15 protein-coding genes are annotated in these 19,337 nt (G+C 45.0%); 4 read left to right on the top strand and 11 right to left on the bottom strand.

Translation table 11 applies throughout. From position 1 onward, the window contains the following. Positions 1-192: 192 nt before the first annotated feature. The 4 genes from aguB to J3492_RS05955 form a co-directional block, all read right to left on the bottom strand. Positions 193-1,062 carry an N-carbamoylputrescine amidase gene (gene aguB, locus J3492_RS05970; protein ID WP_243453133.1) on the bottom strand — a complete coding sequence of 290 codons (870 nt, stop codon included), beginning with the start codon at positions 1,060-1,062 and terminating at the stop codon, positions 193-195. A gap of 147 nt (positions 1,063-1,209) precedes the next feature. Next, positions 1,210-2,703 (bottom strand): Na+/H+ antiporter NhaC family protein, encoded by a 1,494-nt coding sequence (locus tag J3492_RS05965; RefSeq protein ID WP_207990895.1) that lies wholly within the window; start codon positions 2,701-2,703, stop codon positions 1,210-1,212. 217 nt (positions 2,704-2,920) lie between these two features. Further along, positions 2,921-4,279 carry an NAD(P)/FAD-dependent oxidoreductase gene (locus J3492_RS05960; RefSeq protein ID WP_243453132.1) on the bottom strand — a complete coding sequence of 453 codons (1,359 nt, stop codon included), beginning with the start codon at positions 4,277-4,279 and terminating at the stop codon, positions 2,921-2,923. 1 nt (position 4,280) lies between these two features. Then, positions 4,281-5,624 (bottom strand): glutamine synthetase family protein, encoded by a 1,344-nt coding sequence (locus J3492_RS05955; protein ID WP_207990894.1) that lies wholly within the window; start codon positions 5,622-5,624, stop codon positions 4,281-4,283. 514 nt (positions 5,625-6,138) lie between these two features. Here J3492_RS05955 and J3492_RS05950 point away from each other — a divergent pair. Beyond that, on the top strand, positions 6,139-6,879 hold the full coding sequence (locus tag J3492_RS05950) for a gamma-glutamyl-gamma-aminobutyrate hydrolase family protein (RefSeq protein WP_207990893.1): 741 nt from the start codon (positions 6,139-6,141) through the stop codon (positions 6,877-6,879). Next, the gene (gene puuR, locus J3492_RS05945; protein WP_243453131.1) at positions 6,854-7,582 is read left to right on the top strand and encodes an HTH-type transcriptional regulator PuuR; all 729 of its coding nucleotides are present in this window, start codon (positions 6,854-6,856) and stop codon (positions 7,580-7,582) included. Before J3492_RS05950 ends, puuR begins: the two co-directional genes overlap by 26 nt. A gap of 14 nt (positions 7,583-7,596) precedes the next feature. On the opposite strand, the gene J3492_RS05940 is transcribed toward puuR, so the two are convergent. The 6 genes from J3492_RS05940 to carA form a co-directional block, all read right to left on the bottom strand. Beyond that, entirely contained in the window at positions 7,597-8,871 is a 1,275-nt protein-coding gene (locus J3492_RS05940) for a glycosyltransferase (protein WP_207990892.1), read from the bottom strand. Positions 8,872-8,982: 111 nt separating this feature from the next. Further along, complete coding sequence (locus tag J3492_RS05935; RefSeq protein WP_207990891.1) at positions 8,983-9,855, bottom strand: TIGR03915 family putative DNA repair protein; 873 nt, start codon at positions 9,853-9,855, stop codon at positions 8,983-8,985. Between the two features lie 19 nt (positions 9,856-9,874). After that, positions 9,875-11,143 (bottom strand): putative DNA modification/repair radical SAM protein, encoded by a 1,269-nt coding sequence (locus tag J3492_RS05930; protein WP_207990890.1) that lies wholly within the window; start codon positions 11,141-11,143, stop codon positions 9,875-9,877. 222 nt (positions 11,144-11,365) lie between these two features. Beyond that, complete coding sequence (greA, locus tag J3492_RS05925; RefSeq protein WP_207990889.1) at positions 11,366-11,842, bottom strand: transcription elongation factor GreA; 477 nt, start codon at positions 11,840-11,842, stop codon at positions 11,366-11,368. Between the two features lie 323 nt (positions 11,843-12,165). Further along, on the bottom strand, positions 12,166-15,444 hold the full coding sequence (gene carB / locus J3492_RS05920; RefSeq protein ID WP_207990888.1) for a carbamoyl-phosphate synthase large subunit: 3,279 nt from the start codon (positions 15,442-15,444) through the stop codon (positions 12,166-12,168). Between the two features lie 117 nt (positions 15,445-15,561). Then, positions 15,562-16,809, bottom strand: coding sequence for a glutamine-hydrolyzing carbamoyl-phosphate synthase small subunit (gene carA, locus J3492_RS05915; protein WP_207990887.1), 1,248 nt, complete (start codon positions 16,807-16,809; stop codon positions 15,562-15,564). Positions 16,810-17,228: 419 nt separating this feature from the next. Here carA and J3492_RS05910 point away from each other — a divergent pair, with 419 nt between their 5' ends. Beyond that, on the top strand, positions 17,229-17,765 hold the full coding sequence (locus J3492_RS05910; RefSeq protein ID WP_207990886.1) for a gamma carbonic anhydrase family protein: 537 nt from the start codon (positions 17,229-17,231) through the stop codon (positions 17,763-17,765). Between the two features lie 24 nt (positions 17,766-17,789). Here the strand turns inward: J3492_RS05910 and J3492_RS05905 are convergent, their stop codons facing one another. Continuing rightward, the gene (locus tag J3492_RS05905) at positions 17,790-18,227 is read right to left on the bottom strand and encodes a hypothetical protein (RefSeq protein ID WP_207990885.1); all 438 of its coding nucleotides are present in this window, start codon (positions 18,225-18,227) and stop codon (positions 17,790-17,792) included. 184 nt (positions 18,228-18,411) lie between these two features. Here J3492_RS05905 and J3492_RS05900 point away from each other — a divergent pair, with 184 nt between their 5' ends. Further along, positions 18,412-19,113, top strand: a complete 702-nt coding sequence (locus tag J3492_RS05900) for an HAD family hydrolase (protein ID WP_207990884.1) — start codon at positions 18,412-18,414, stop codon at positions 19,111-19,113. The last annotated feature ends 224 nt before the right edge of the window (positions 19,114-19,337 follow it).

The following is a 19,337-nucleotide window of genomic DNA, read 5'->3' as shown; positions in this document are numbered from 1 at the left end:
TACTGGTATAGATTTTCCTTGCTTGCTGTGCGACTTTGTCACTCCAGAGGCAGCGCAAAATTCATTCCAGTAGCACTTTATTTACTTTATAGTGGATTGGTCATATGTTGGCTGCGATATTGCGTACTAAGCTGAGAGTCGGGTTTACTAAACAATAGTATGCATAAGTAGTATTTAGGACTTAGCTGTATATCAGCCATGCGTCAGTAAGGTGCCATACATGAATGGGCGACGATCACGAAAGACACCCCATTGACGACGCTCTATAGCAAGCTGATCTAAGTCAAAAGTAGCACTTATAAACTCATGCTTATCTGCTGAAGCTTCTGTCATAATTTCGCCGCGACCATCGGTGATAAAAGAGCCGCCATAGAACTTCACTGAACTATCATGGCCCTGATGGGTGATGGTCTCTGTGCCAATACGATTAGCAGCCACGACGGGCATTAGGTTGGCGGCTGCATGGCCTTGCATACAGCGCTGCCAATGCGCTTTTGAGTCGATGCCTAATGTTGGCTCATCACCAATAGCAGTCGGATAAAACAGTATCTCTGCACCCATCAACGCCATACTGCGCGCGCACTCAGGGAACCACTGATCCCAGCAGATACCCACACCTATCTTGGCGTATTTAGTATCCCAAACCTTAAATCCCGTGTCTCCTGGGGTAAAGTAAAATTTTTCAGCATAAGGAATGCCATCAGGGATATGGGTTTTACGATAAGTACCCAATATCTCACCATCAGCATCAATCACAGTCACGCTGTTAAAAAACGTATTGCCTGACTTTTCATAAAAGCTGATAGGGATTACAACCTCAAGCGCTTTGGCGAGCGCTTTGAAATGAGTAATGGCCGCATTGTCTGCTACTGTAGTGGCAAGCTTAAAATAATCAAAATCATGAACTTGGCAAAAATAAGGCGTTTCAAACAGCTCTTGTAGCAAGATAATATTGGCCCCTGCTTGAGCCGCTTGAGTAATCAGGTCGGTTGCGTTGTCGATATTTTGTGTTTTGTTCCAGCCACACGTCATCTGAGTGGTCGCAATAGTGACATTTCGCATTATCTAACTCCTTTTAGATATGGATAAGAGGTATCAAGTAAACTTGAATGGGAAGAATAGGGGGTTGTATTGATTATTGTTAATGATGGGTAATTACCAAGCGGTAACTACCCATCATTCATACGCAATCGTAGAGCGCAGCTTGCCTTAAGCCATCATAAAGCCGAGTCCTAAGAACGCCACAACGGACAGCGCAGCCCCCAACAATGCGTAGGGGAACTGGGTAAAGGCATGTTGCATAGGGGAGCAGCCCGCACCTTGCGCCGCCAGTAATGACGAGTCACTAAAGAAACACGCATGACTACCAAATGAAGAAGCGGACAGCAAAGCGCCGATCATAAGTGGCGTACTGACGCCTAGAGCTAATGAGATTGGAAATACAATCGGCATAGCCAGAACATACAGCCCCCAACTTGATGACGTTGCAAAGGTCAAAAATGCCATAACCGCAAAAATGACTGCAGGGAAGATCATCACTGTCATATGAGGGGTGATGGTTTCGATAACATAAGACGTCATACCTAGCTCATCATTGATTGCTTTTAGGAAAAACCCGCCAACTACCGTTGAGAGTGGATATAACATCACTTTAAAGCCTTTGAAAATGGCTTCTACTTGGGTCTCAAAGCCCAAGATACCTTGTGCCCAGTACAAAATAACAGTCACAAAACACGTGAGTAGTGCGCCACGTAGCAGATCAACCTCAAAATAAACCGTCGAGATAATCAGTAGGATCATAGGAAAGGCAAAGTTTAGAATATTGGCTTTAAATGACAGTTTACGCTTGGCTTTGACATTTGATATCAGTTGCTCTTCTACAAACGCCTCAGGCACAGGGTGACCTGCTTTGGCACGTGCTTCCGCTTTTTTCATTGGACCCCAGTCACCCAAGATGCCATAAGCCACCAAAAACACGATAAGCAGTGCAAACCAAGCGTAAGCCATAAAAGGAATAGCAGTGATATATAAGCCTATGCCTTCACCATCACCTGCGACGCCATTTTCTTCTAATAAGCCAGCAAAATAAACGGCCCACGTAGAGATCGGCACCAGAATACACATGGGTGCAGCGGTTGAATCAACGATATAGGCAAGTTTTTCACGTGAGACCTGATAGACATCAGTGAGCTTTTTTACCGAAGTAGATACCGCCAGACAATTGAGATAATCATCAATAAAGACAATCACACCCAATCCAAAAGTGGCTAATAATGACTGGCGCCGTGACTTAATAATGTTTTGTAGCCATTCACTAAAACCGTCTAAACAGCCACTGATCTCAAGGAGCTGAATAAGGCCGCCCATCAGACCACAAACTAAGACAATCCAGATAATGGTCTCATTGCCCAAAACCATGGACATGTTATCTGCAAAAGGAGAGATAAGATCAAAGGGGTTGAGCATGACTAAGCCGGCAACACAGCCGGCTATCATGGACTCAAACGGTCTTCTGGAAATAACAGCAGTGACCAAGACCAGTAAGGTGGGTAGTAATGACCAAGCACCCCAAGACTCACTGTCAGCACGACTTAAGGATAACCAAGTAAAGGAAAAATAGATCGCTACGCCGACTATTAGGGTTAGAAATACTCGCTTGTTGTCATACTGACCTTTGACAGCATCAGTGAGTTTCATATTCATAGTTACATTCCTTGTAGTACTATTTTTAGAAATCAGGCTTTTTTAGATTATGGCTTGCTAGGCAGTAACCATTGAGCTGCCTAGCAGGCGCTTAATACAACAATCCATTGTTGTGAAGGCGTCATCTTACGCCTATCCTCAAAGTAAAGTTTTCTCCAATAAGTTTGTATCTAGTCATGTCGTATTGACTAAATAAAGCGACGCAGCCAGTAGCCAGCTACATTCCGGTACGATCTTTTAATGCATACCACCATGACCCCATCATAGAATAGGGCACCCGTAAAGCTCGGCCTCCTGGGAAAGGAATCCATGGAATTTTTGCAAAAGTATCAAACTCGGCAGTATTGCCATTAATAGCATTGGCGATTATTTGTCCAAATAAATGTGAACCTGTCACACCATGCCCACTATAACCATGAGCGAAGTATACTCTGTCATGGAGTTTGCCCATTTGCGGTACACGAGAAAAAGACAAGGCAAAATTACCACTCCACGCATAGTCAATCTTGACGTCACGCAGCTCTGGGAAAATCTTGTTCATATTGGGACGAATTTTAGCAGTGATATCTGCTGGGTCTTGGCCACCATAGACAGTGCCGCCGCCAAACAACATGCGTTTGTCTGCAGAAAGACGATAGTAATCAAGAATATAGCGCACGTCCTCGACACAGACATCGGTCGGAAGCAGCTGATCTGCCAGCTCACCCAAGGGCTCAGTAGCGATAATCTGAGTAGATACTGGCATCACCCGATCGGTAAGCTTGGGGATGACCTTGTTCAGATAGGCATTACCACAGATGACAGCTTGCTTACAAGTGACACTACCGAACTCAGTAATTACTTTGATGGCATCATCAGCATATTCGATATCGACGACTAAAGTGTTTTCATAAATAGTGCCACCGCCTTGTTCGACAGCCGCTGCTTCACCAAGTGCTAGATTGAGTGGGTGAAAGTGCCCACCCGAATGATCTATCACGCCGCCGACATAGGCATCGGTTTTGACGTGCTCTTGAATGCCAGCTTTGTCCAGCATCTCTCGATCATGCATACCGTGACTTTCCCATAGGGCATGGGTTTCTTGTAGGTCACGTAATTGACCTTTATTCAGGGCTGCAAAGATGTTTTTTTCTTTCAGGTCGCAATCAATATTATAGTCGCTAATAAAGCGGCGAATGATCTTACCACCACGGGTAACCAGCTGACCGACGAAGTCTGCATTGTCTTGACCGTAAGACTTCTTGATTTTTTGTAAGCTGGCATTGAGGCCATTCACGATCTGACCACCATTGCGGCCTGATGCACCCCAACCAATTTGTGCCCCTTCTAGTACCACAACCTCGTGATCTGTCTCAATCAGATGCAGGGCTGCCGATAAGCCACTATAGCCACCCCCTACCACACAAATCTCAGTTTGAATGTCATTTTCGAGAGTAGGTCGATCAGGCTTAGGGTTGCGACTAGCAGCATAATAGCTATCAGGATATTGTCCTTGGTCTGAATAGTGCGGAATATTACGCTTATTATTGGACTGACGGTTTGGGTTTGTAGGTGATGTAGCATTGCTATTTGACATATCAAACATCCTGTAAATAGGTGAGGTACTCAAGATTGGTCACTTGTAAGGCAAAGCGCTTGGCTTCTTGTTTTTTGACAGCAATAAGCAGCTCAATCATCTCGCTTGGAAATAGTGAGCTCATCAAGTCACTGTTCTCAAATTCACGTATGGCAGACAGCCAATCTAAAGGTAGGGTCTTTAGATCTGTCTCGTCATAAGTAATGCTGTTGATTGGTTCTGGCGCTTCTAGTTTGTTTTTGATGCCATACAGCATGCCTGATAGTACAGCGCTACAGACCAGATAGGGGTTGGCATCTGCACCAGATACACGGTGCTCGATACGACGTGCTTTATGATCTCCACCAGGGATACGGACAGCAGCCGTACGGTTCTCATAACCCCAAGAGATATTGTTTGGCGCCAGTGTGCCAGGGGTAAATCTGCGATAAGAGTTAACGTGAGGTGCAAAGAGCAAAGAGCAGTCCGACATGGTCGCCAGTAGTCCTGCGACAGCGTGACGTAAGGCATCAGACCCTGCTTCTGTGCCATCATCAAAGATGTTGTTACCATCTTTGTCTAATAAACTACAGTGCACATGAAAGCCATTGCCTGATTGAGTGCCAAAAGGCTTGGCCATAAAAGTCGCCGTTAGCTTGCGGCGAGCTGCTACAGACTTAACGACTTGCTTAAATAAGATCGCATCGTCCGCAGCTTTTAAGGGGTCGTCGACGTGTAGTAGGTTGATCTCAAATTGACCGCAGCCGTTTTCGGCCAAAGCCGCATCGACTGGAATATCAAGCTTATGACACTGTTCGTAGATTTCATCCAAAAACTCGTCAAACTGCAATAGATCATTGATACTTAAAATAGAGGTCTTATTCAGTCGCAGTCCGCTTTTGGGACGAATAGGGGGTCTAGGAGTCTCGCCCTCAGTATAGTCCACCAAATAAAACTCTAGCTCGGTTGCCATGACAGGCGTCAGCCCCATCGCTTTGAATTGTTTGCTGATATGGTCCAGTACGTGTCTGGCATCACCATAATAAGGTTTGTTGTCTTCAGTATAGAGCCAAACAGGCAGCAGGGATGAAGGTGAGCTGGTATTGAGAAGTGGATATGGTGCTCGGCCAGTCGGACGAGCGATAGCATCAATATCGCCATTACTTTGTGAGGACTCGATAACATCCGCCCCCCAAATATCGACACCCAAAATCGATAAAGGCAAGCGCACATCGCCGTTTTGTGCCTTGGTCATTTGACTAAATGGGATACGCTTACCGCGAAATAAGCCATTGATATCACCTGCTGCAATATATACATACTCGGTGTTGTTTTCAGATTCGACCATTCCATTGGTTGTCGTCATGTCTACGCTTCCTATCGGTTTTAGACTATTGGTTTTAGGCTGTCAGTTTTTTAACTTATAAAGTGAGGGTTACAAACTTAAGCTGCATTATCTGTGATAAATGTTAGCTGGTTTAAAAAAACCAGGATTTACAATGACGTCACTGACACAGCTTCCTTGATTGTTTGTGACGTCATTTAAAGGTATATAGCAGGTTTTTTAGTCTTAACAGCCACAGCTTGATTAGACTTTATTTAATAAAAAACCAACTTTATTGCCATATAAGTTGTTTCTTTTATGTTGCTAATGACATTTAATATATAAGTGAAATCTTTATATGTCAATTACAATTTTAAATAACATTTCGAAACTTAAATAAGTCATTTTAAGTCATTTAAGATTATGTTGGGTTTTATAGTTTACATTTACTCAGGCGTTATGATAGATTTTAGCTTGATATAGACACTTATCTCATCTGCTATCATGCTGTTAGCCAAGTTTTTAACCGTGGTTGTAACATTCAAGGAAGAATAATATGCAAAATCGTAAACCTATTATTGCCATTGTCGCTTGTCACAAAATGATTGATGGACAATCGGGTCAAGCGGTATATCAAAAATATATCGATGCGGTACATTTTTATGGTGGTAATCCAATATTGCTGCCAAATACTGCTGCTGCAGAAGGGAACTTTGAAGCATTAGTTGCTGCTGTCGATGGTATTTTATTGACGGGCAGCTATAGCAATGTAGCGCCAACACGTTATGGCGCAGCGCATATCGAAGAAAAAGAGGATTTGGGCCGTGATGAATTAAGCTTTAAGTTATTGGCATATGCTGATAAGCAGGGCGTACCTTTGTTGGCCATCTGTCGGGGCCTGCAAGAGATGAACGTGTATTTTGAAGGGACGTTATATCCAGATTGGCGTGAAGTTGAGGGGTTTTATGAGCCACACTTAGAAGACGCCAGCCAACCACTTGAAGTCCAATATCAGCCAGTACATGACGTCATCATCCAAGCTGGTGGGCGATTAAAGGCGTTTGGCGATAAATGGCATGTGAATTCTCTACATAAGCAAGCCATCAATCAGGTCGGCAAGCGTTTATTTGTTGAAGCGCTTGCACCTGATGGGCTAGTAGAGGGCATAAGCCTGCTAGAACATCCGTTTATGATTGGTGTACAATGGCATCCTGAGTTGAATTATGCTCAAGATGATTTGTCCAAATTTCTATTTACGGAATTCATTCATTATGCCAGCCAAAACCAAGCACAATAAAGACATGGTTACTACCGATGCTGATGCCTCTGACCATACCGACTCTCAAGACCCTGATAACCGTTGTCTTGAGGGGGCAGAGGTCAGTAGCGACGAAGGGAGTGAGACGATAGCCGACTCGGCACCCATATCTAAGAAGGCCGAGCTGGCAGAAGAAGATATCGGCAAAAAAATCAATCAAATGCGTCTGGATAAAGGCTACTCCCAACGTAAGCTGGCAAGAATGGCAGGGCTGACCAACACAGCGATCAGCTCTATTGAGCGCAACAAAGTCAGTCCCGCCATCAATACTTTAAAAGCCATATTGCAAGTTTTAGACTCTGATCTAACGACATTTTTTAGTGATGAATGGAAAGAGCGCAAACCAAGAGTGGTGGTGACACCGCAAGATTTATTGGAGCTGAGTGAGCCTAACAGTAGAGTGTCCCTAAAGCAGGTATATAACTGTAGCACGACAAAAAACCTAGGGTTTTTGATAGAGACTTATCAGCCCAATAGCGCTACAGAAGAGAAGATTACCCATGAAGGTGAAGAGATTGGCACGGTGATAGAAGGCAAGATCGTCATACGAATCGAGGATAGTACCTACCTATTGAGCAAAGGTGACAGCTATGTGATCGATACCAGTCATCCGCATACGTTTATAAACCCTACAGATAGCATCACTCGTATTGTCAGTGCTCATACGCCGACCACTTATTGAGAGGGCGAAAGACTTTATTTTTTGGGCGGTTTTTGTTTTTTTAGGCTGGGCAGTTTGAATGTTTTTTTCTTAAGATTAACTGGTTCGGTGCGCTTGTCTGTAGCTTTGAGGTGCTTCTTAACTCTGCGTATGGCTTCTGCATCTGCTTGAGCTTGCTGCTCTGCTTGTGCCTCTGCATACAAGGCTTCATAGACTTTTAGTGTTTCTGTGATCATCTCACGTATGGTGAATTTATCAGTCATTTCAGGACGAGTGACACTTTCTAGCTGGCTTTTGACCACTTTACACAAAGCTTTGGCGTTGTATTTTTTGACCAGGCCTTGGGGGTAAAGCGGTTGTAGTATTTCACTAAATGCGGCTTGATCCCAGCCAACCACTGGCGTGCCCAAGTGAATCGCTTGCAGGGCGGTGATACCGATAGACTCGGGCTGATTTGCCAGTGCCAGTACGATGTTTGCCGCAGACAGCCACTCACGCATATCGTTGCGTTTTTGCCCAACATAGGTGATACGCTCGGAGAGTCCTAAAGTATTGGTGCGTTGGCGAAAATCCTCATGCGCCACATCACCATAGCGTAGGTCTTCATCCATGATGATGGCATGGATATTAGGATATTGTTCTTGTAAGTTGCCTAAGATGTCGATCAGCCATTCTTGACCATACTCATTGCCTATAATAGTGGGAAACACCAACCATTTTTTATGCTCAAGCTCGGGATACTCTGCAAACGTACGTCTAAGCCAGTATACTGAAGGGTTGTGCCGATAAGGGTAGCGCCGAGTATCGACGCCGCGATAAATACGTTTAATGACGTTGGCGCCAACATCCATACGATGTATGTTTTTTTTCAGGTAGTTCATTACGCTATCAGAAACTGTGATGACAGTATCGACATCGAGCAGGGCTTGGGAGTACTTATTTATAGAATAAAAGCCATACATGGTCGATACCAGCTTAGGCCGAGGCTTGACTCGAGTACGACGTAAGGCTAAGTGCAGCACCCAAGCAGGTGTGCGTGAATGCACATGGATAATATCAGGGCTATGCTGCTCAATGAGATGACGCAGGGGCGCCACTTGTAGCAATGACAACCACGACTTTTTATACATGTGCAGTTGATGATATATATTGCCATCACGCTCTAAACGCTTGACCAAGTCATCATCGTCATTGGCACTAGAGACGATAATGGAGGTATGTCCGTTTTTGACCAGTGCCCGTCCAAGATGAAAAATACCACGTTCGGATTCATCATGCTTTAAAGACGACAGTAAGCGCATAACTTTCATAAGAGCGTTGATCACCGATTAATAACATCAAGCTGCTATTGTCAGTCAAAAGCCACTAAAACTCAACCGTCTGGCTTGATTGATTGTAAAATCAGAAGACACAAATCAGCTTTAACGTCGTTTATGCAGATGCTCAGCATTAGGCAGTACTTGTTTTTCACTCAAGTACTTCCAGTAGCGCTGCGGCAGATATTGTTTGTGTAAGCGTGGGTTTTTACGGTCTTTAATATTAACGTTGGTAAAGTAGCCTTGCCAAAACTTTTGATAACGCTGCTCATCCTTGCTATGAATGCTAGCAGGATTGCGTATCACGGTCTCATCTAAGTCAGTAATGGTTTGCAATGCAGCAGGGCGTTTGGGCGTGCTGTTACTTTTATCATAATATATACCAAATCCACGGACCAAGTCGTAAATCGCCCAGTACTGATCTTGATAGCGCTGACGAAAGTGCTCACCAATGAGCGGCAACACATTAAAGTCAGGCGCAATACGAGCAAAATAAATATCATCAGTGGTATGCTCAAAGCGCACAAAGGCTTCCATCCGATGCTTCTCACGGCCGACAGACTTCACTGTCTGTACCAGTTCAAGTACGTTCAAATCTCCCAAATCTTGCATAATGTCACGATTAGGAAAATTGATGGCATACTTGACCACCTGAAATAAAGTCGTACCGATGTTATCTTTTTCGGACAAAAATCCCCAAAGTAACTGACGCATGCCAGAGCGCCCCAATAGTTGCGTTAATTTAATCATCACTCTGTCAGCATGGTCGGTATCAGTGTCTACATTGATAGCTTGATCTATTAATGATGGCACGTAGCGATCTCGTGCAGTCAGCTGCAGTGCTTCATCACTTTGTAATCGATTGGCATACACATAAAAAACAGCGCTCAGCCAACCCTCAAAACTGGCTTCATGCGTAATGATACTAGGTGTGGATCGATTGACATCAAACATACTTTGGAGCTGAAGCTGTGACATGGTAGTCCTTATGACGTGTTTAAAATAATGCCAACTGACCATGACGCTGGTCTTTAAATTTTGTCTGCGTTTGTGCCAGCACATATTGACGAAAGTTATCACGAGTGAGATGTGCTAAATGCTCGTTTTTGCCTGTGGTGGCAATGAAGTATTTGGCCCGATTGACGGCAGCGCCCATTTTTTTGAGATGATAAAGCGTCAATTGGTTGAACTTACGTGCTTTTATTATCTTTTTAGCCGTTTTGGTACCAATACCAGGGATACGCACGATCATCTCGTAACTGGCCGTTTGAATATTGACGGGGAAATGCTCACGATGACGAATCGCCCAAGCGAGCTTTGGGTCGCAGTCTAAGTCCAAAAATGGCGACTCCGGCTCCACGATTTCATCAGCACTAAAGCCATAAAAACGCATGAGCCAGTCGGCTTGGTACAGTCGGTTTTCACGCACCATGGGTACTGGCGTGCCGATAACGGGCAGACGATTATCAGAGAGCATCGGCACATACCCGGAGTAATACACCCGCTTGAGATCATAGGTTTTATAAAAGTGACTTGAGAGTTGAATCACCTGCAGATCGGTCTCATTACTTGCGCCGACGATCATTTGACTGGTCTGACCCGCTGGGGTGAATTTTGGCGCTTTTTTATGGCTTTTACGGCTCTCACGGATGGTGATAATCTCTTCTTTCACCGTTTCCATCGGCGCTTTTAACTCGTCGTGCGACTTCTCAGGAGCCAGTAGTGCAAGCCCTGACTTAGTTGGAATTTCAATATTGACGCTCAAGCGATCGGCATAGAGTCCCGCTTCTAATAGCAGCTCTTTTGACGCCCCAGGAATAGTCTTCAGATGAATATAACCATTAAAACGCTCACGAGTACGCAATATCTTTGCCACTTCAACTAAGCGCTCCATGGTGTAGTCGCCACTCTTAAAAATACCTGAGCTCAAAAATAGCCCTTCGATATAGTTACGGCGATAAAATTGCATGGTCAAATCAACCACTTCCTCAACCGTAAAGGCAGCACGCGGGGTGTCGTTACTTTTACGTGAGGTACAGTACGCACAGTCATAAATACAATGATTGGTCAGTAGGATTTTGAGCAAGCTGACACAGCGACCATCTTCGGTATAGCTATGACAGATACCGGTCGCTGAGGCATCGCCGAGACCGCCGCCTTGGTTTTTGCGAGTGCCAGCGGAAGAGGAGCAGGAGACATCATACTTCGCCGCATCGGCCAAAATATTGAGCTTGCCTTGTAGTCGTTCATAATTGATGGTTGCCATAAGTGGTAATTACCAATGAATTAATGAAAGACTATCTTATCAAAATTATGCTTAAGTTATTGTATTCGCTAATAAAAATAGCATGATACACGACAACTACTGTCGTACTATGAATACAAAAACGCCCCAAGTATTGTGAAATACTTGGGGCATATACGAGGATAGTAGCGAAAGCGTTGGTTTAACGACTGATAGAAAGTCTTGGTAAGTACTCTACAGACCCTAGTCGTAAATGACTTCCATTACCTCATATTCCACCACACCCTTTGGTGTTTCGATACGGGCTTCATCACCTTCTGATTTACCGATAAGACCACGAGCGATGGGCGAGTTGACTGAAATTTTGCCCACTTTAAAGTCCGCTTCGTCATCACCAACGATCTGATAACGGGTTTCTTCTTCAGTGTCCATATTTTCGATGACGACAGTCACGCCAAATACCACACGCCCTTCTTTTGGTAAGGTCGACGGATCAATAACCTGAGCGGCGCTAAGCTTGGCTTCAATATCACGGATACGAGCCTCACAGAATCCCTGCTGCTCACGAGCAGCGTGATACTCGGCGTTTTCTTTTAGGTCGCCATGTTCACGAGCGTCAGCGATAGCAGCAGTAATACGTGGTCGTTCGATGGTTTTTAGTTGCTTTAATTCGGCTTCAAGAGCCGCATGTCCTTGTGGAGTCATGGGATAACGTTGCATATTTTTTCCTTAAACCAATAACACCACACCATCTCCTAGTAAATAGTGAGATGGTGTCTGTGTTGTTGCAATGGGTTTGAAATATAAAAAAGGTAAATTGGCGCTGTGAAATCTTTAAATTTTCAATAATGTATTGGTTTATTCAGCATCTGACAATAAGTTTACGTAATAAAAAGCATAGTCGCGAGTAGGCCACTATGCTTTTTAAAATAACTGCTTTTTTAAGTGATGCTTTTTAAGTGATCATAATATTAAGGCTATGAGTACGATTTCAAAAAACCATAGCTTACGCTGTCATTACAATGATACTTAATCTACTGAATTTATTCAGCCGCGTCAACCACCTTTGCTTGCTGATGCAAATCTTGTAACTTATACACATCAAACGGTAGGTCAATGGCATAAGATTTACAAACCGCATCCGCTGCACCTAAGGTAGTGACATAAAACACCTTGCCTTGCAGGGCACTACGACGGATAGAAAACGAATCCTCTTGTGCCTGTTTGCCTTCAGTGGTATTGATAATAAGGTCGATTTTGCCGTTTTTCAAGGCATCAACGATGTGTGGGCGACCTTCAGTAACCTTGTTGATTTGTTTGCACTCGATGCCATTATCACTCAGTACTTTTTGGGTGCCAGTAGTAGCAACGATCTCAAAACCAAAGTCTAAGAGTTGGCGAGCGATAGGCGCTACTTGCTCTTTGTCGCTATCACGCACTGAGATAAAGACGGTTTTGGTCTCGCCTGCAGTCGGCAGACCTGGCAGACGCTCATTACTACCGATAACGGCTTTATAGAAGGCCTCACCAAAGGTTTTGCCAACACCCATTACCTCGCCCGTTGATTTCATCTCAGGGCTCAAGATAGGATCAACGCCTGGGAATTTGGCAAAGGGGAAGACCGCTTCTTTGACCGCATAAAATGAGGGCACAATCTCGGTAGTAAAGCCTTGATCTTTTAATGACGTGCCAGCCATACAGCGTGCTGCCACTTGTGCCAGCGACGTGCCGATACACTTAGAGACAAACGGCACGGTACGAGCGGCACGTGGGTTGACCTCAAGGATATAAACGGTGTCGCCTTTGACTGCAAACTGGACGTTCATCAGACCTACTACGCCAAGCTCTTTTGCCATAGCGACTGTTTGCGCACGCATTTTATCGCAAAGCTCATCTGATAATGAGTACGGCGGTAGTGAGCATGCTGAGTCGCCAGAGTGAACGCCAGCTTGCTCGATATGCTGCATGATACCACCGATGACTACATCAGTACCGTCACAGACACAGTCGACATCGACTTCGACAGCATCGTCTAAGAAGCGATCAAGGAGCACAGGTGCTTCATTAGACGCTTGTACAGCGGTGCGTAAGTAGTGTTTGAGCTCTGCTTCGTTATAGACGATTTCCATCGCACGGCCACCGAGTACATAAGAGGGGCGAACGACTAGCGGGTAGCCAACATCTTTGGCTTTGATCAGTCCATCCTCTAAGCTGGTCGCAAGCGCATTGGACGGCTGTACAAGATCAAGCTGCTGAATCATATGTTGGAAACGTTCACGGTCTTCAGCACGGTCAATGGCGTCAGGACTAGTACCAATGATTTTTACCCCAGCAGACTCTAAAGCACGAGCCAGTTTTAGTGGGGTTTGACCACCGAACTGCACGATGACGCCATCCGGGTTTTCGATACGGACGATTTCAAGCACATCCTCTAGGGTGATGGGCTCAAAGTAAAGACGATCTGAGGTGTCATAATCGGTCGAAACCGTCTCAGGATTACAGTTGACCATAATGGTCTCGTAGCCGTCTGCACGCATCGCTAGGGCAGCATGGACACAACAATAGTCAAACTCAATACCTTGGCCAATACGGTTAGGACCACCACCGATGACCATGATTTTTTTCTTGTCGGTTGGGTTGGCTTCGCATTCGCTGTCATAGGTTGAGTACATATAAGCGGTGCTGGTGGCAAACTCTGCCGCACAGGTATCGACACGCTTATAAACAGGATACACACCTAGATCCCAACGTTTTTTGCGCAGCTGTTTTTGCGACACGCCAAGCAGTTTGGCCAGACGTAAATCTGATAAGCCTTTGCGCTTAAAGCCACGTAGGTTTTGTTCGGTGATACCGCCAAAGCCTAAGGCTTTGACCTCAGCCTCGGTGTTGACGATATCTTCGATTTGTACCAAAAACCAGGGGTCAATTTTGGTGTAATTAAAGACGTCATCGACGCTCATACCGATGCGGAAGGCATCAGCGACGTAATAAATACGCTCTGGCGTTGGAATAGTCAAATGATTGACAATCTCGCTACGGGCTTTATCGGTGCTAAGCTTGCCGTCTTTGATGGCATTAAAGTCGATTTGCTCATCAAAGCCGTCTGAGCCTGTTTCCATACCACGTAGCGCTTTTTGCATGGATTCTTGGAAGTTACGGCCGATGGCCATGACTTCACCGACTGACTTCATCTGTGTTGATAGGATGTTGTCTGCTTGCGGGAATTTTTCGAAGTTAAATCTTGGTATCTTAGTAACCACGTAATCAAGCGCAGGCTCAAAGCTGGCTGGCGTTTTGCCACCTGTGATGTCATTTTGCAATTCATCTAGGGTATAACCAACCGCCAGTTTGGCCGCGATTTTGGCAATCGGGAATCCCGTGGCTTTTGAGGCCAATGCTGATGAGCGTGATACCCGTGGGTTCATCTCAATGACGACCATGCGGCCCGTATCTGGGTTGATGCCGAACTGGACGTTTGAGCCGCCAGTTTCGACGCCAATCTCACGCAGTACCGCCAGTGATGCGTTACGCATGATTTGATATTCTTTATCGGTCAAAGTCTGCGCAGGGGCGACGGTGATGGAGTCGCCTGTGTGTACGCCCATGGGATCGAAGTTTTCAATGGCGCAGATGATGATGCAGTTGTCGTTTTTGTCACGCACCACTTCCATCTCATACTCTTTCCAGCCGATAAGTGACTCATCGATCAACAGTTGGTGATTCGGTGATAAGTCAAATCCGCGTTCACAGATTTCGATAAACTCGTCACGGTTATAAGCGATACCGCCGCCTGAGCCGCCCATGGTAAATGACGGACGAATGATGCAGGGATAGCCCATTTTTTCTTGAGTGGCAAAAGCTTCTTCCATGGTCTCAGCAGTTTCGGCACGTGGACATTCAAGGCCGATACGCTTCATGGCTTGGTCAAACAGCTCACGGTCTTCTGCCATCTCAATTGCGTCTTTGGTGGCACCAATCAGCTCGCAGTTGTATTTGGTTAGGATGCCGTGCTTATCCAAATCTAGTGCACAGTTCAGCGCCGTCTGGCCACCCATCGTCGGCAAAATAGCGTCAGGACGCTCTTTGGCAATGATTTGCTCGACTGTCTGCCAAGTAATCGGCTCGATATAGGTGGCATCGGCCATGACAGGGTCCGTCATGATGGTCGCAGGGTTTGAGTTGACTAAGATGACACGGTAGCCTTCTTCTTTTAGCGCTTTACACGCCTGCGCGCCTGAGTAGTCAAACTCACATGCTTGGCCGATGACGATGGGGCCTGCGCCAATGATAAGAATGCTTTTTATGTCGGTACGTTTTGGCATAGTTAGGGCTACCTTCGTTTGAATGATATTTTAATAAGTCTGTCTTTAAATCAGTTTTGTTGCGAATGGTGTTGCTTGAATCACTATCAGTGATTCAAGCATCGTATTTGTATTTACTTATGATTCTATGGTTTCTGCTTGAGCGGCTGCCATCATTTCTGCAAACTTATCGAACAATGCCGCAGACTCATGTGGCCCTGGGCTGGCTTCAGGGTGTCCTTGAAAACTAAACACAGGTTTATCTGCCAATTCAAGCCCTTGGTTGGTGCCATCAAATAATGAGCGATGGGTAGATGTTATGTGTTTAGGTAGCGAGTCCTCGTCGACCGCAAAGCCATGGTTTTGACTGGTGATCATGACTTTACCAGAGTCCAGATCTTGTACTGGATGGTTGGCACCGTGATGACCGGTTTTCATCTTTAAGGTTTTTGCGCCACTAGCAAGGGCAATGATTTGATGCCCTAAGCAAATACCAAAGGCTGGAATGTCGGTTTGCTCAATGATATGACGGACGTTATCGATGGCATAGTCGCAGGCTGATGGATCGCCAGGGCCATTGGATAAAAAGATACCGTCTGGGTTCATGGCCAATACATCTGCAATCGGCGTTTGCGCAGGCACCACTGTGACATGGCAGCCACGATCGACCAACAAACGCAGTAGGTTGGTTTTTACACCAAAATCATAAGCCACAACATTGAATTTTTTGTCGATATGAGTACCGAGCTGCTTAAAGAAGCCACCCGTGTCACTGTCATGACTACCAGAGACCTCACGGTTGAGTAGGGTATCTGACAGCTCCCACGTGCCCTCAGTCCATTCAAATGTCGTTGGTGTACAGCACTCTTTTGCCAAGTCCATACCTTTGATACCAGCGAATTCTTGTGCCAATGTAATGGCTTGTTGCTCGTCTGCGCTGCTAATGGTCTCGCCATTTGAAGCAGTCATGATACAACCGTTTTGATTGCCCTTATCTCGTAACAAACGAGTGAGCTGGCGGGTGTCAATCTCTGCGATAGCGACAGTATCGTGGCGTTTTAGATAGTCAGTGAGTGGTTCAGCGTTACGGAAACTGGACGTGCACATGGTCGCATCACGAATGATTAAACCCTCAGCCCAGATTTTATGGCTGTTGCCAGATTCGGTGTCTTCGCTATTGGTACCAGTATTGCCGATATGAGGGTAAGTTAGGGTGACCAGCTGACGGGCATAACTTGGGTCGGTTAGAATCTCTTGGTAGCCTGTCATGGCTGTATTAAACACCACCTCACCAACACGATGGCCAAGGCTACCGATACTCACACCGCGAAAGATCGTACCGTCTGCTAGTGCCAAAATTGCTTGTATATTTGCCGATGAATTCAAGGGTTGCCTCCGCTGTTATTGGTGAGTGCTGTGCTGTGATTGCTACAGGTATTTACCTATAAAGACTGACTATTGCGTGATAAAAACAGCCCAGTCTCAGTCACCTCAAACGCAGTTATATCAAGCGCTTAAGGCAAAAAACGCCCACAAAAAAGCGAGAAGACATTATCGATGGAAACTACAAAACCCACTGGGTAGTGAATAGGTAACTTGCATCATGTCCGCTCGCTTAGGCACAGATTTTGCGCATTATATACAATATAAACGCAGATAGCCAGACGATTTTTTGATAGCCGCACAACTGCACGTTAAAGGTAGCCAATTAAAAACGTCTAGATTTTAGCAGTTGGCTTTGTCACAATGGGTGTCGTTCATTAAACCTAATATGCGTATAATAAGCAATAGAACAAGGAGTTGTTATGATTTATCAATATTTGGATAAAGCACCTGAGTTTGCAGTACCTTTCAACGGCTGGGTGGCTGACAGTGCACGAGTGATAGGCGATGTGTATTTGGGTCATCAAGCCAGTGTCTGGTTTGGTGCGGTCATTCGAGGGGATAACGAGCGTATCCATATCGGGGACTATAGTAATGTACAAGAAAACAGCGTCATTCATACCGATGCTGGGATTGAAGTCAATATCGGTAATTATGTGACGATCGGGCATCTGGCGATGCTGCACGGTTGCGAGATCGGTGACAACAGCTTGATTGGTATTGGCGCTGTGGTGCTCAATAACGCCAAAATTGGTAAAAACTGTATCATCGGTGCTAAGGCTTTGGTGACTGAAGGTAAAGAGATACCTGACAACTCACTGGTTATGGGCGCACCGGCCAAAGTGGTCAAAACCTTGACTGATGAGCAAGCAGCAATGCTAAAAGCATCAGCGCTACATTATAGCGACCGTTGCCAGAAATTTAAAAGCGGCCTAAAAGAAATCGCTATGCCTGATTAAAAGCATCGCCCGTGACCAACATCCTCAAATCACCAGCAACATCGTCAGCCATATCAGTCCAAAGAGGATAACCCCGATGACGATACCACGAAATATATCATGGCGCACCGTGTAAGCATCGATATAAGGGTGTTCCATAGGGTCGCTATTTAACGCATTGACACTATCTGCACCCACATTTTTACCAAAGATTAGACCAATTAATGCGCCTAGCAACAACAAAAAAGGCGCAAATAACCATAGCATCTCGCCATGACCGATATCTAATATCGATCGAATAATGACGATTGCTATATCTATCACTAAACCGACAAAGCCGTACATCAAGCCGCTTAGTAGGGCGTAGACCAAACGATCTAGAGGCGACAGATAAGCCTCTCCCAACTGGCGTCTTCTAATCTCTTTGATTGAGCGCGCAGGGCGACGGTTTTTTTTAAAAGTTTTGTCAGCGGGTGGTTTCATGGTGTTTTTTACTTTTTTATTCAGCACTCTAAAGATCGGCGTACCTGTGTTAAGCTAGCACAGTTTCGGTTGTTAAGCAGTATGGCGATCGTTTAAACATGAGATTGCTTTTATATTAAAGCCAAATTTAAAACCAAATCCAACATAATTTATATTCATCAATGATTAAAGTTAAGGTCTCATTATGCAGGCAACACAACAACAAATGGAGCAAAAAGAACTGGCATTATTTGATTTAGATCATACACTTCTAGATGTCGATAGCGATTATCTGTGGGGCGAGTATATCGTCAAGCATGATCTGGTCGATGAGGCCGAATATCGTACCGCCAATCAGAAGTTTTATAATGACTATATCGAAGGGACGCTGGATGCCACCGAGTATAATGAGTTTGTGGCCGAATTTTTGAGCAGCTTGCCTATGGATAGACTGCATCAATTACGTGAGGATTATATCAAATCTGAGATTGAGCCCCATATTCGTCCAAAAGCGATGGAGGTGCTGTGCCAGCATATTGAACAAGGTCACGAGGTGGTTATTATCTCAGCAACCAATGACTTCGTGGTCTCCGCTATCGCCAAGCGTTTTGGGGTCGAGGAAGCCAACGTCTTATCGACGCCGCTTGAGATAAAAGACGCCCGCTATACCGGTAAGCTCACCGATAAGCCAAACTTTAAAGAAGGTAAAATCTACCATTTGAATAAGTGGGTCGAGAAACAGAAGGCCCAAGATGTTATCTTTAATAAAACTTATGCTTACTCAGATTCAAAAAATGATATTCCGTTACTTGAATGGGCAGATGTGGCAGTTTGTGTCTCACCTGATGATGCACTGCATGCGCATGCTTTAGCGCATCGCTGGGCGGTTGAAGACTGGTCGATTTAAACGGTTTAAAATAATTTGACGCAAATGTAGTGATAATTGGCCAACTCTTTAGCGTCAATCTCCTTTAAAATAGCGCAGTAGGATTAACACACTCTAAAATAAGTACAGTGCTGCTAGGATTAATTTTTCGCAGCCTCTGTTGGCGTAGGCACAGCACGCAAGAGAAATTGATACTAGCAGCACGTGACATAAAGCATGCCAGTTTTATTTAGGATTAACTATAT

Origin of the sequence: Psychrobacter coccoides, assembly GCF_017498085.1 — a bacterium.
In the GTDB taxonomy this organism is placed as follows: domain Bacteria; phylum Pseudomonadota; class Gammaproteobacteria; order Pseudomonadales; family Moraxellaceae; genus Psychrobacter; species Psychrobacter coccoides.
This window is presented reverse-complemented; position numbering and strand designations above follow the sequence as displayed.

Coding starts and splice junctions, on each gene's coding strand:
- greA (WP_207990889.1), bottom strand. CDS start 11,842: ATGCAACGTTATCCCATGACTCCACAAGGACATGCGGCTCTTGAAGCC.
- carB (WP_207990888.1), bottom strand. CDS start 15,444: ATGCCAAAACGTACCGACATAAAAAGCATTCTTATCATTGGCGCAGGC.
- J3492_RS05955 (WP_207990894.1), bottom strand. CDS start 5,624: ATGACGACAACCAATGGAATGGTCGAATCTGAAAACAACACCGAGTAT.
- J3492_RS05900 (WP_207990884.1), top strand. CDS start 18,412: ATGCAGGCAACACAACAACAAATGGAGCAAAAAGAACTGGCATTATTT.
- J3492_RS05910 (WP_207990886.1), top strand. CDS start 17,229: ATGATTTATCAATATTTGGATAAAGCACCTGAGTTTGCAGTACCTTTC.
- J3492_RS05940 (WP_207990892.1), bottom strand. CDS start 8,871: ATGAAAGTTATGCGCTTACTGTCGTCTTTAAAGCATGATGAATCCGAA.
- J3492_RS05930 (WP_207990890.1), bottom strand. CDS start 11,143: ATGGCAACCATCAATTATGAACGACTACAAGGCAAGCTCAATATTTTG.
- J3492_RS05960 (WP_243453132.1), bottom strand. CDS start 4,279: ATGTCAAATAGCAATGCTACATCACCTACAAACCCAAACCGTCAGTCC.
- aguB (WP_243453133.1), bottom strand. CDS start 1,062: ATGCGAAATGTCACTATTGCGACCACTCAGATGACGTGTGGCTGGAAC.
- J3492_RS05905 (WP_207990885.1), bottom strand. CDS start 18,227: ATGAAACCACCCGCTGACAAAACTTTTAAAAAAAACCGTCGCCCTGCG.
- J3492_RS05965 (WP_207990895.1), bottom strand. CDS start 2,703: ATGAATATGAAACTCACTGATGCTGTCAAAGGTCAGTATGACAACAAG.
- puuR (WP_243453131.1), top strand. CDS start 6,854: ATGCCAGCCAAAACCAAGCACAATAAAGACATGGTTACTACCGATGCT.
- J3492_RS05935 (WP_207990891.1), bottom strand. CDS start 9,855: ATGTCACAGCTTCAGCTCCAAAGTATGTTTGATGTCAATCGATCCACA.
- J3492_RS05950 (WP_207990893.1), top strand. CDS start 6,139: ATGCAAAATCGTAAACCTATTATTGCCATTGTCGCTTGTCACAAAATG.